This is a genomic window from Collinsella aerofaciens ATCC 25986, assembly GCF_964259375.1.
GTDB lineage: Bacteria > Actinomycetota > Coriobacteriia > Coriobacteriales > Coriobacteriaceae > Collinsella > Collinsella aerofaciens_BO.
Genome location: NZ_CAXVJM010000012.1, coordinates 1 through 12,288, shown reverse-complemented (window position 1 = coordinate 12,288; position 12,288 = coordinate 1). Strand labels below are relative to the sequence as shown.

The 12,288-nt window shown below is 52.1% G+C and carries 11 protein-coding genes and 1 tRNA gene; 11 read left to right on the top strand and 1 reads right to left on the bottom strand.

Translation table 11 applies throughout. The annotated features are described in order from the left end of the window. Window positions 1–85 precede the first annotated feature (85 nt). The gene (locus tag ACEXKH_RS06485) at window positions 86–1,927 is read left to right on the top strand and encodes a glycosyltransferase (RefSeq protein ID WP_373573519.1); all 1,842 of its coding nucleotides are present in this window, start codon (window positions 86–88) and stop codon (window positions 1,925–1,927) included. A 31-nt stretch (window positions 1,928–1,958) separates the two neighbouring features. Here the strand turns inward: ACEXKH_RS06485 and ACEXKH_RS06480 are convergent, their stop codons facing one another. After that, window positions 1,959–2,888 carry a glycosyltransferase family 2 protein gene (locus ACEXKH_RS06480; protein ID WP_373573518.1) on the bottom strand — a complete coding sequence of 310 codons (930 nt, stop codon included), beginning with the start codon at window positions 2,886–2,888 and terminating at the stop codon, window positions 1,959–1,961. Between the two features lie 161 nt (window positions 2,889–3,049). Between ACEXKH_RS06480 and ACEXKH_RS06475 the strand changes: the two genes are divergently transcribed. The 10 genes from ACEXKH_RS06475 to ACEXKH_RS06430 all read left to right on the top strand — a co-directional run bounded on the left by ACEXKH_RS06475 (window position 3,050) and on the right by ACEXKH_RS06430 (window position 12,240). Next, complete coding sequence (locus ACEXKH_RS06475; protein ID WP_373573517.1) at window positions 3,050–3,895, top strand: ABC transporter permease; 846 nt, start codon at window positions 3,050–3,052, stop codon at window positions 3,893–3,895. Window positions 3,896–3,907: 12 nt separating this feature from the next. Continuing rightward, window positions 3,908–4,675: an ABC transporter ATP-binding protein gene (locus ACEXKH_RS06470; protein WP_373573516.1), complete on the top strand. Its 768-nt coding sequence runs from the start codon at window positions 3,908–3,910 to the stop codon at window positions 4,673–4,675. Window positions 4,676–4,728: 53 nt separating this feature from the next. Next, window positions 4,729–4,805 (top strand) — tRNA-Arg (locus ACEXKH_RS06465). A gap of 98 nt (window positions 4,806–4,903) precedes the next feature. Then, window positions 4,904–5,110, top strand: a complete 207-nt coding sequence (locus ACEXKH_RS06460) for a hypothetical protein (protein ID WP_373573515.1) — start codon at window positions 4,904–4,906, stop codon at window positions 5,108–5,110. A gap of 238 nt (window positions 5,111–5,348) precedes the next feature. Continuing rightward, window positions 5,349–6,644, top strand: a complete 1,296-nt coding sequence (locus tag ACEXKH_RS06455; RefSeq protein WP_373573514.1) for an AAA family ATPase — start codon at window positions 5,349–5,351, stop codon at window positions 6,642–6,644. Then, window positions 6,641–7,324, top strand: coding sequence for a hypothetical protein (locus ACEXKH_RS06450; RefSeq protein WP_373573513.1), 684 nt, complete (start codon window positions 6,641–6,643; stop codon window positions 7,322–7,324). Before ACEXKH_RS06455 ends, ACEXKH_RS06450 begins: the two co-directional genes overlap by 4 nt. A 537-nt stretch (window positions 7,325–7,861) precedes the next feature. Then, window positions 7,862–9,043, top strand: coding sequence for an ATP-binding protein (locus ACEXKH_RS06445; protein WP_373573512.1), 1,182 nt, complete (start codon window positions 7,862–7,864; stop codon window positions 9,041–9,043). 76 nt (window positions 9,044–9,119) lie between these two features. Next, complete coding sequence (locus ACEXKH_RS06440) at window positions 9,120–9,269, top strand: hypothetical protein (protein WP_373573511.1); 150 nt, start codon at window positions 9,120–9,122, stop codon at window positions 9,267–9,269. 194 nt (window positions 9,270–9,463) lie between these two features. Continuing rightward, window positions 9,464–11,632, top strand: coding sequence for a hypothetical protein (locus ACEXKH_RS06435; RefSeq protein WP_373573510.1), 2,169 nt, complete (start codon window positions 9,464–9,466; stop codon window positions 11,630–11,632). Beyond that, on the top strand, window positions 11,629–12,240 hold the full coding sequence (locus ACEXKH_RS06430) for a hypothetical protein (RefSeq protein WP_373573509.1): 612 nt from the start codon (window positions 11,629–11,631) through the stop codon (window positions 12,238–12,240). Before ACEXKH_RS06435 ends, ACEXKH_RS06430 begins: the two co-directional genes overlap by 4 nt. Window positions 12,241–12,288 lie beyond the last annotated feature (48 nt).

Below are 12,288 nucleotides of genomic sequence, written 5' to 3'. Positions count from 1 at the left end.
AGGCTGATTTAGACCCGATCGCGTCCTCGAAGATTCAGGGTTCGCAAGCCGTTCATTGGAGTCATTTTAGATACAGGAATTACGTATGATTTTTAAACTTGCAAATATAATCCTCCGGGTCGATAAACATGCGACCATGCATCCAGAACTTTACTATCGTGTGCTCTCTGGTGATGCTTCGTATGATGACGATATTCATTCACTTCATATCAATGGAAGCATTGATTTTCTGACGTATGTAAATGGCTTATCTGCTGGCAAATGGAATCAATATGCGTCTGTTGACGGTGTTGTCTTGCAAATGGCCTTATTTGGCAGAGGCCGGGTTGTCGTTCATGGAGTAAGGTCTGGCGAGCTGAATCCTGTCGAGCTTAAATCGAATCCTTTTGACAGCGATCAAGTTGATCCTTGCGTTCTCGATATTGATATCGATATAACTGGCTACGACTTGATCGGTTTTAGGATTGAGAGTGATGAGGGCTATTCCGTAGATCTCTTTAACGCCTCTTATCTGACTGATGTTCCCGAGGACTCCATTAACCCGATCAATCTTGCTCTTTCTACTACCACATTTAAGAATGAACAGTACATTCTCCCTAATATCGAGCTCGTTAAAGCGGGCATTTCTAAAGAGGAAGGCCCGATTTGTGACCATTTCCACATGTTTGTTGTCGACAATGGCCAGACGCTCGATTCTGCATCACTTTCCGATGAGCTAGTCACTGTTCTCCCGAATCCCAATACGGGCGGTTCGGGAGGATTTGCACGTGGAATGATGGCGGTTACCGAAACTCCGGGTCAGTTTTCCCATATCATTTTGATGGACGATGACGTTTCCATCATGCCCGAGAGTTTGATTCGTACGTTCAATCTTCTCTCTCTTGCGAAGGGCAAGTATAAGAATGCCTTTATTAATGGGGCCATGCTCTCAATGGAGAATCCTGCTCGCCAGTATGAGGATGTTTCATATGTGGACGCTTCCGGTGTTTATCGCCGTGTGAAGGAAGATTTGAACGTTGATGAGTTGTCCGACATCCTCGAAAACGAACGCACGAGCGTTGAGGTCGATCAGGCTTATGGAGCCTGGTGGTATAGCTGCATTCCGGTGAAGGCTATCGAAAAGAACGGCCTTCCCATGCCCTTCTTCATTCGCTGTGACGACGTTGAGTTTGGCATGCGCAACAAGCCTGTTTACATGACCATGAATTGCATTTGCGTGTGGCACGCAAGCTTTGAGGGCCGCTTTCGTGCTTCGGTTGATTGCTACCAGTACTTCCGCAACTTCTTTGCCATGATCGCTCTTGATGATTGCGCTGATGAGAAGATGTTTGTCCTTCGCATTCAGCGAGGGGTGCGTCAGAACTTGCGCGATATGGATTACCAGGCTGCCGAGTTTATTCTTGATGGCTTTGAGGACTATCTGCGTGGCCCTGAGTATCTTCAGAAGCTTGATGGCGCCGCGACGATGATTGGCAAAAGCAAGTTAAATGAAAAGCTGATTCCTGTTTCCGAAATGGATCCAGAGCTTCTTCGTAGGGCCGGGGTTACGGAGCAAGTGCTCGTTAATGTTAATTTCAAATCTCACCCGTCCAAGTTTATGAGGCTCTGGAGATTTGTTCCTTACGACAAGCACTATCTTCCCGATATGGTGCTGTGTGGCAAGCCTGGCTATATCGTTAAGAACGGCAGCTGTACGCTTGAAGGCAGTGCGACTCGCTGCAAGACCCTTGTCTTTCTTGATCCGACTCGTGAGAAGGGAACGGTACGCACGATGGATCGAGCACGGTTCAAGAGCATTCGCCGTCGAGAGCACGAACTGATGGCACGTTATCGTAAGGAAGGCCAGAGCGTCAGGGGGGCATGGAAAGATGCCATGCCGTATATGACTTCGCGACAGTTCTGGGAACAGTATTTAGGTCTTAAATAAGAAGAGGTCCGGATTAACTCCGGACCCCTTCTTATTTTGAATAGGTTTTATAGGCTTGTAGCTCCCATTGCTTTCGCTCAACCTTCGCAACTGAGTCGAGGATAAGCCCCGTTGCCAGGCTTAGCCCGCATAGGAACATGAACGAGACGGCGAGCATTGCGGTGGGGAAGCGAGGGACTAATCCGGTTTGGAAGTACTCTGCGACGATTGGTATACCGAGAACGAGCCCAATGATGGCAAAGATAATCGCGATAAGACTAAAGAACTTGAGCGGACGATAATCTTTAAAGAGGGTTCCAATCATTGCGATGACCTTGATGCCGTCGCTGACCGTGTTGAGTTTAGATTCTGAGCCCTCAGGTCGATCTCGATACTCCACCGGCACGTCTTGAATGCGCCAGCGGTGGTCGACGGCATGGATGGAGAGCTCGGTTTCGATCTGGAAGCCCTCGCTCAAGACGGGGAAGGTCTTGACGAAAGGCTTGCTCATGGCTCGGTAGCCGGTCATCACGTCGTCAAAGCTGTAGCCGTAAATCCACTTGATCATGGCGCGAACAAGGTTGTTGCCAAACCCGTGAAAGGCTCGTTTATTCTCTTCGGCATAGGTGCCGTTTGACAGTCGATCGCCAACGGTCATATCGGCTTCGCCGTTAAGGATGGGCTCGCAGAGTGACTTGGCGGCTTCGGCAGGGTATGTATCGTCGCCGTCGACCATCAAGTAGCATTCGGCATCGACATCTCGGAACATCTGGCGGCACACGTTGCCTTTGCCCTGCCTGGGCTCGTGGCGCACCGTAGCCCCGTGCTGCTTGGCGACTTGCGAAGTGTCATCGGACGAGTTGTTGTCGTAAACGTAAACAATTGCACCAGGTAGCTCTCGATGGAAATCGTCGACAACTTTGCCAATCGTCAGCGCTTCGTTGTAACAGGGGATTATGACGGCGGTATTCGAATAGTCCATGTAGGACCTCCTTTAATGACTCATCTGGTCGAAAGTATACCTATCGCGTGCCTTCATGATTAGATATGGGTTAGTTCTCCAGATTTGTTGCGGTGAGTTATCGCCTACGCGGGAGGGCTATACTTTCCACTGTTATGTTTTACGAGACAAGGAGATGGTCCGTGGCTGACAATCTTGAGAGTCAGAAAGCGGTGGCTAAACCGGCCTCTCACGCTAAAAATGATTATGAGAAGGACAAATTTATTCTTAGGCAGCTGGTTACCAAGGATTTTAAGATTAAGTATCGTCGCAGCGTTTTGGGCGTAGCTTGGTCCGTGCTCAATCCTTTGTTGATGATGATTGTCATGTCAATTGTGTTTTCGACAATCTTTGCCCAAGGTCGCAATGGCTCCGTTACGCCTGAGATGTATCCACTTTATTTGATTGTCGGTAATGTGACGTTTTCTGTTATGTCCGAATCGACAAATCAGGCGTTGATGTCCATCATTTTGGCTTCCTCGCTGTTGAAGAAGGTCAAGGTGCACCGTTGGGTCTTTCCAGTGCAGAAGGTGCTTTTCTCGCTCGTTAACTTCGCCTTCTCTTTGGTTGCTGTCGCCTTGGTCATGCTCTGGTTCCATGTGGTTCCCACCTGGCATTTAATTCTGCTGCCGGTTTGCTTATTTCTGCTTATGTGCTTTTGCATGGGTTTGGGTCTAATGCTGTCTGCGCTTGCGGTTTTCTTCCGTGATGTCATGCATTTGTGGAGTGTTGTCATTACTGCTTGGATGTATTTGACACCGATTTTCTGGACGACTGACTTCATTGGCAAGATGGCTCACTGGATTCAGGTTCTGGTGGTCGTGAATCCCATGTTTAACTACCTTCAGTTTATGCGTGATATCTTCTTGTTTAATACTGTGCCTTCCGCGCTTACCTTTGGCCTGTGTGTTGCCTGGGCTGCTGTTGCCCTCGCTATTGGCTATACCGTGTTTCATAAGACCGAGCATAAGTTCATTCTCTACATTTAAGGATTGCTGCTCATGACTGAATCTGCTATTGATTACAGCAAGCAGCCCCTTGCTGTTGAGGTTAAAGACGTCACCATGATTTTTAACATGGCGTCTGAGTCGCTTACGAACCTCAAGGAATACTTTATTAAACTTGCTAAGCACGAGCTATTCTTTGAGGAATTCCGTGCACTTAAGCACATTTCGTTTGATGTGCATCGCGGCGAGGTCGTTGGCCTTGTTGGTACTAACGGTTCCGGCAAGTCTACGATGCTCAAGATCATCGCTGGTGTTTTGGAGCCCAGCGAAGGCGAGGTTAAGGTCCACGGCAATATCGCGCCACTGATTGAGCTCGGTGCCGGCTTTGACCCGGAGCTTACCGCGCGTGAGAATATCTATCTGAACGGTGCGCTACTTGGCTATACCAAGGAGTTTATCGACGCGAGCTTTGACGAGATCATTGAGTTTGCTGAGCTTAAAGACTTTGTTGACATGCCCTTGAAGAATTTCTCTTCGGGTATGGTTGCGCGCATTGCCTTTGCTATCGCCACGATTACCGAGCCTGATATCCTAATCGTCGATGAGACACTTTCTGTTGGCGATGTCTTTTTCCAGCAGAAGTGCGAGCGCCGCATTCAGCACTTTATCGAGAGTGGCGACGTCACGGTCTTGTTCGTTTCTCACTCCATGGAGCAGGTTGAGCGTATTTGCCAGCGTGCTGTATGGATCGAGAAGGGCGACCTGCGCATGGATGGACCCGTGAACGAGGTCTGCAAGGCATACCATGACCAGTTCAAGTAGGTTATAATTTATTGGCCGTGCGAACTTGTACCCGCTTGGTCGCGCGACTCTATGCTCCATTAGCTCAGTTGGATAGAGCAGGGGACTTCTAATCCCAAGGTCGACGGTTCGAATCCGCCATGGAGCACCAGAGAGTTTTTGAAGACCCGGCTATTAAACCGGGTCTTTGCTTTAAAAGCACTCAACCGTGCTATTGTTTAAACACGGGCTGCAAGACATGGGGATGACTTGCAGCCTTTTGCGTTGTGTATTGAGAAGGTAAGCTTTCTGCGCTTCTGCGGTTCCTACGATCTGTGCGGGCTGTACGACCCCGTGTTCACCATCGACATGCCGAGCCTATGCCTCTTTCCTGTGAAGCGGCTGGATTTCGACCATCCGACTGTTGACCTCGGGATGGCGGTCATTTCCGGCATCGCGTCTGCTATTTTTCCATAGCGGCTCTCGTCCTTTCCCAGGGCCTTTGTTATGAAGTAATTCCATATTCTAGGACAGGGGCCTCTTGTGTTTAACCGTTGACGTCCTTACGCCAACGCTGGTGCGAAAGGCCTCATCTCTCGCCCATTATTCTCTGCATAATTAAAGTCTGAAGTGGTTGGCTATAATGCTGCTAACTGAGAATTTCGGCACGAATTTCAACTCGATTGGCTACTAGCATAAATCACGGGAGGCTATCGTGAGCTTCGCTAACGCTGCGTTGCAAATTAAGAAACTGAAGATAATCAACTTCCGTAAGTTCGAATCATATTCAATTGAATTCGATCGTCAACTTACCGTTTTGGTCGGCGACAACGGCACGGGTAAAAGCACGCTTATCGATGCAACTTGCATTGCGCTGGGGACGTTGTTCCAGAAAATTCAGAACACCGAAGCTCTGGGCATAGTCTCAGATGATTCTCGCGGAGCGGTTATCAAACAGGGCGACATGTTCGACATTCAGTCCCAGTACCCGGTGTCAGTTGAGGCATCGGGCATTGTCCTGGGGGAAGAGGTGGGCTGGCTGCGCTCGTTGAAGAGTGCTAAGGGGCGCACCACGCAAGCCGATGCCGGACGTATGATTGATGCTGGCAAACGCCTGCAAGAGCTTGTCGGTAAAGGTAATGAAGTCGTTCTGCCTGTTCTTGCCCGCTACGGAACTGATCGACTGTGGAAGCAAACGGCGTCAAAAGATAAGGCAACGCCCAATAGAACGCGCGGTTACGAGGGCGCTCTGCGAGCTTCTGCAAATGAAGCCCGTATGAATGCGTGGTTTAAGTCTCAGTCGATTTGGGAGTGGCAGAATAGGCGAGAGAGTGCCTTATTCACTGCGGTTAAGAAGGCACTCGCGTCCTGCTTTGATGCCGCCGCGACAACCAAGGGCGCCATGGTCGACTACGACGTCGAGCTTAACCAACTTGTGTTTACATACACCACCGCAGAAGGTGTTTATCACCGCGATAGAATGCACTCTATGAGCGATGGCTATCGTGGGACGCTGAGCCTTTTCGCGGACATCGCGTACCGCATGGCAACGCTTAATCCGGCTTTGGGCTCTAGTGTGCTCGAGACGCCCGGCGTTGTTATGATCGATGAGGTCGACCTTCATTTGCATCCCCGCTGGCAGGCGTGGATTCTCGAGGACCTGGTTCGCATATTTCCCAACGTTCAATTTATAGTTACAACGCATTCACCTGTCGTGGTTGCATCGGTACCTCGCGGTAACATCCGCATTCTTGGAGAGGACGCTGCAGCGGTGCCTGCTATGGAAACGCGTGGACGCGATGCCGGGGATATTCTCAACACCGTTCTGGGCGCATTCTCTCGACCTGAAGAGGCGGCTCGATTGTTCGATTTATTTAATTGCGCCGTTGATGAAGAGCACTTTGACGACGCCAGGCTTGCGCTCCAAAAGCTTGAGGAGTTTGTGGGCGTGGATGATCCCGATGTTGTTGCCGCTAAGACGACCCTTGAGCTTGAGGAGCTGCTATCGTGATTCCGATCGTTAAGGGAAAAGAGCCTGCGGCGCTTACCAAGGCCAAGAGGGCCATGCGCAACACCCCTGATACGACGTTTAATTACACAGCGTTGCGCGGAGAGAGCAAGCGAGAAGTTCTGGAGGCCTTGCTTGCAGAGCAGGGCCATCTCTGCGCTTATTGCACGTGTAGGATCGGCGTTGGCGATCGTCTGGCTACGATTGAGCATTTGATTCCGCAAAATCCTGAGGATTCTGCTCCGGATGGCGAGTTAAGTCTGGATTATCACAACCTAGTTGCCGTTTGTGACGGACGTGGCGGGGCAACGTGTGACAAGCGACGTGGCAACGAGCCTCTTACGGTTGATCCGACCAAGCCTTATACGCTTGATAGCATTTTCTATCATCGCGACGGGCGTATTGATGCTGTTGATGGAAGCGTACGGCGAGACCTTGAGGTTATGCTCGGGCTTAACGCGTCGGGCACTAACTTGTGCGGCAATCGTTCCAAAACTATGGAAGCAATTGAAAAATCTATCGATCGAGCTATCAAGCGAAGGGGTGCTGAGGGCAACAGAGCGGTAAAGAAGGCCATTTGTGCAAAGGTCCTCAAGCTGTTTGAAAATCAGGTGGATATGAAAGAAAAGTATTTGGGTGCCAAGTTGTATAAGGCACGCAAACTCTTCTCAAAGTTTGCTTAGTGTTCTTTTGCTGCTGCGGTGGTGAATGTCTTGCGCCTGACAGCGCGCCGCCCAACCGCGCCAGCGATGCCGTCGAGGGGGGGGATGTCTGCATCATCGTTGTCGCCTGTGCTGCAGCTTATGCGTATTACCATCTCGGTGCTGCGGATTCAATTAAAATTGCAGGTTTTGTATTGAGTTATTTAAGTGGGCAGTAGTTTTACTTGTTTGTGAAGGCTCATTTAAGGCAATTGCCTGGATTTTGGCAGAGCGCTCGCTGAATAAATAGCTTCATTGCGAAGAAATGTACGCTACCATCTTGGATAGTCTATTAGAGCTCAGCGTTTGACGCGATTTACCTGCCCGTCTGTCGAGTTGGTTGTGGTTCAACGTGAAATGAATTAGGCTCTTTTCTCTGGTCTGGTCACTTTGATAGATTTTTGGGTTTCGCGGGCTGTTGCGTTCGGTTATGCCTTTTGTAATCCGCATCGCCGTGTCGTTGTCTTGGTATGGTGAATAGCAAATTATCGGTCGGTCGTTATTCTTTAGGAGATTGCAATGATTGATTATCGCAATCCGTATACGCCCGGCACCGGCGCGATGCCCAAATACCTTGCCGGGCGCGACGATATCCTCGAATCGGCCTCTCTTCAGCTCAAGGCGCTCGCTGCAAACTATCAGAGCCGTTCGCTCGTCTTGTATGGCCTTAGGGGCGTTGGCAAGACGGTGCTGCTTAACTCGATTGAATCAATAGCTGAGGGCGAAGGTATTCTTGTTCGCCATATTGAGGTCGAAGAGAAGAAGGGCCTGATCGCTCCTTTGGCTTCGGCTTGCTGCTCCCTATCGGCTTCGCTTAATAGAATTGAACTCGTTAAGGGTAAATTGGAGCAGATTAAGAACTTATTTACATCTTTAACGTTATCTGTTGATGCAGGCGATGGCTCATTGTCTTTGGGCTTTAATGAAGAGGTTCTTGGGGCGTCTCTTGCCTCGTCTCGTAATCTATCTGGCGATTTTACCGATGTGCTCGTCGTTCTAGGAAAATATGCTCAAGCTGCTGGATCTTCGATTTTTATTGGAATTGACGAGCTACAGTATGCCAGCAAAGAAGAACTTGAAGCCCTGACCTGCGCGCTTCATCGCGTGACGCAGCTTGGCCTTCCCGTTATGTTTGGCTGCGCCGGTCTGCCCAAGCTTCTAAAGATGCTGGGTGAAGCTAAAACTTATTCCGAGAGGCAGTTTAGCTTTGTAAAAGTCGACCCGCTTCCTCGTGACAAGGCGGTTGAGGCTATTGTCAAGCCTGCACAAAAGCTTGATGTGCGCTATTCTGACGAGGCGGTCGATTCCATCATTGACTATACAGAGGGCTACCCGTATTTCATTCAGGGGCTTTGTTCGACCATTTGGACTTCATCCGATAGTAAGTACATTTCTCTAGATACCGTGCTCAGTTGCACCTCTATTACGGACGCACGTCTTGACGAAGGTTTCTTCAGTGTTCGATATGATCGATGTACGCCAAGGCAAAAGGAGTTTTTGATTGCCATGGTGCGCTGCGGCGAGCTTCCTTGTACGCTTGCGAATGTGGCTTATTATATGGGGAGAGACGTTTCGTCTATTGGGCCCCTGCGAGCTCAATTAATTAGCAAGGGTATGATTTACTCCGCCGCAAGGGGAGAGGTCGATTTTACCGTTCCTCAGTTTGATCGATATTTGAGGCGTACGGAGCGAATTGATTAATTGTCTATAAAGTTTTATATAGCTTTATAATTATTTATAAAGCTATATAAACGAAGTTTGCCTAAGGTTGCTGGTTATGGACAAAGCCAAGTTCTACAATCCATTTCGTCCGACCACCGGCGCGGAGCCTCCTCGAATCATCGGCCGTGATGATATTTCCCTCGAGTTCGTGGAAGGTCTTATGGCCGGCGTTGGTGCGCCGCGGCACTGTCTGATCATTATTTAAGGCGAGCGGAATCGATTAATTGACTGACTGGCCAAAAGAGTAGCTCGGCATAGTGACCTCTTAGTCCCCCTGCCACCCCCCATCCTCTAAAAAAGTTCTTAAGACAGCCTTAAAGGCGCCTCGGCTTGCGTTGACAGCGTACAATACGCATGTTTGACTATGGCAAAAGTGGAATTTAAGGGAAGGGACGCGTCATGGAGGTGCTGGTTGTTGGCAATACCGCGTATGTTGACGACGACTTTTGTACCAAGGCGTTTCCCGGCGATCATGTTCAGGTTGTAGCTGCCGACGATGCGCAGCGCGAGTCATCGTCCCACGGCTCGTGGAAAGAGCTGCTGCGCCACCTGGACCAGGCTTATGAGTTCGACCGCGTGGTCTACCTCTCCACGTATCTCACTCCGCATACCGAGACTTTTGGCGACATTGAGCTGCTGCGCTCGGTGTTTCGTGCCTGCATGGGCCGCCGTGTGCAGCTGCTGTTTGTGGCGGGTCCTGCAGGTGCGGAGGGTGCTGGCGGCGCGTCAAGCAATGCCGATTCGCTTGATGCCACAGATGCTGCCGCCCAAACGGGCAAAGGCATTATCGCCCGCGCGGCCAACGACCTCTGTCGCTACTATGCCTCGCAAGACGACATCCAGGTCAAGATCCTGTGCACGCCCTATCTGTATACCGCCTCCGCGGCGCTCAACGACCCCTTCTTGGTGTCGCTGTTCGAAGCCTGTTCGACCGGGTCGGTCGCGCTCCAAGGTGCCGCGGACGCGCCGTTTCCCCTGTTGTGCGCTGAGGAGCTGGCGGTACTGGTCCATCGCGTCTTTGACAGTTGGGATGCGACTTTTGAGTCGCTCGACGTCGCAGATGCTTTCCATCGCACGACGGGCGACTTGGGCGGCGCGCTCCAGGGTCTGTTCCCCGGGTTGTCCGTTGCCTATGGAGAGTCGACCGGCTATGCGTTGCCCGCAGGCGATGTCGCTCGCAAACGCTATGGCTGGTTTCAGCGTTACGACCTGCTGCGCGACCTTTCGACCATCCACGCCCGCTGGGCTAACACCCGCACCAAAAAGGCCAATCCCTTACGTGCGGCCATCGATCGCATCCAGCTGCGCACGCTGCCCATTAAATGCCTGGAGACGGGCTTCGCGTGGGTGCTGTTCGAGGTGCTGGAGCGTCTGTTCTCCCAATCGGCCCAGCTCAACGTGCTCGACTATCGACTGCTCTATGTAGTCCTGATTGGCACGCTCTACGGGCTCGACTTTGGCCTGGTCGCCGCGCTGCTGGCGTCTATCGGTTTGGCCGTGAGCTATTTTGCCCTGTACGGCTATACCTTTCAGGGCTTGTTCTATGAGCCTTCCAACTGGCTGCCGTTTATTGCGTACTTTGTGGTGGGCGCCGTGTGCGGCTATGTACAGCTGCGCAACAGCGAGGCCGTTAAGGCGGAGCGTGACGAAAACGAGCTTGTGCGAAACCGCAACACGTTCCTAACGCGGCTCTATCACGACGCGATTGAGGACAAGCGTGCCTATAAGCGACAGATTGTGGGGCGCCACGATAGCTTCGGCAAGATCTTTGCCGTGACGCAGGAGCTCGATGTACTCAACCCGCGCGATATATACCGCAAGTGCTGCGAGCTGCTGGGCGAGATTCTCGAGAACGATTCGGTGACGATCTACCATGTTTCGGGCGGGGCATTTGCGCGCCTGGTGGCGGCGAGCCCGGCGATTTCCAACAATGTGCCGCGCTCGCTCTCGCTCGATGACCTTGCGCCCGTGTTCCAAGGTGCGAGCTCCGGTTTGTGGGTGAACCGCGCGCTGACGTCGGGGCTTCCGATGTTTGGCTATGCGATCGAGCGCGATGGTGCCCCCGCCGTGTTGATTTTTGTGCGTCACGTGGCCGAAAGCCAAATGACTCTGTACTACCAAAACCTGTTCCGCATCCTGTGCGGCCTGGTGGAAAGCGCGCTGGGACGCGCCTTCGATTACGAGGCCGTGGCGCAGGATAAGCGCTGCGTTGCCGGCACGTGCGTTCTCAGCCACGATGCCTTTGGCCAGGAACTCGCCGCCGAGCAGGCGCTTGCGGACAATAAGATGGGGAGCTTTTTGCTCCTGCGCGTGGTGCCGGGCATGGAGCCTGTTGGCGAGCTGGTCGGTGCCATTGGGTCGGCGATTCGCGAGAGCGACGCTGCAGGCCTGGTCGATGGAGACACACTTTACCTGCTCATGCGCCAGGCGACCGAGGCCGACCTGCCCGTTATTTGTAAACGTATGGCCGCCAAGCACATTACGGTGGAACCCGTCGGCAGCGAGGATGTAGTGGCCCTGCTGCAGCGCATCGCGCCCGCTGGCAACGGTGAGGGGGAGGCCGCTTGATCTCACTCGTCGTTGCTGCCGTACTGTTATTAATTCATGCTCTGGTGTGTCTGGTGCTGTGGACGCTTATGAAACTGGGCTTGCTGCCGGTTCGAGGGCACATGCTTGCCGTGATGGTGCTCGTACCGCTGTGGGGCCCGTTGCTCGTGGCACTGCTCTCGGTGCGTAGCGCGGTGTTCGGTGACGACCTTAAGGACGCCGCGTTGGAGTCGCTGCGTATTAACGACGAGTTGCGTCGCAGCATCTTGGTGCACGACCGTGAAGCCGATGCAGGCGTGATCCCGCTCGAGGAGGCGCTCATCGTTAACGACCCGGCAGACCGGCGCCGCTTAATGCTTTCCATGCTTACCGAGGAGCCCGATGCGTATCTGGCGCAGCTGCAGGCGGCTAAGCTGAACGACGACGTAGAGGTGGCGCACTATGCCGCGACGGCGGTGGCGCAGATCTCCAAGGAGTCCGACCTTAAACTACAGCAGCTGGAGCGTGCATTTAAGACCGACCCCAGTTCGCATAACCTGGATGCGTATTGCGACTTTTTGGGCGCCTATCTGGACTCGGGTTTGGCAGAGGGCCGTGTGGTGAGTATTTGCTCGTCTGAGCACCGGTGATTATTGCGAATCGGCACCGTTGATATTGCGGAATGGCACCGGGGGCGG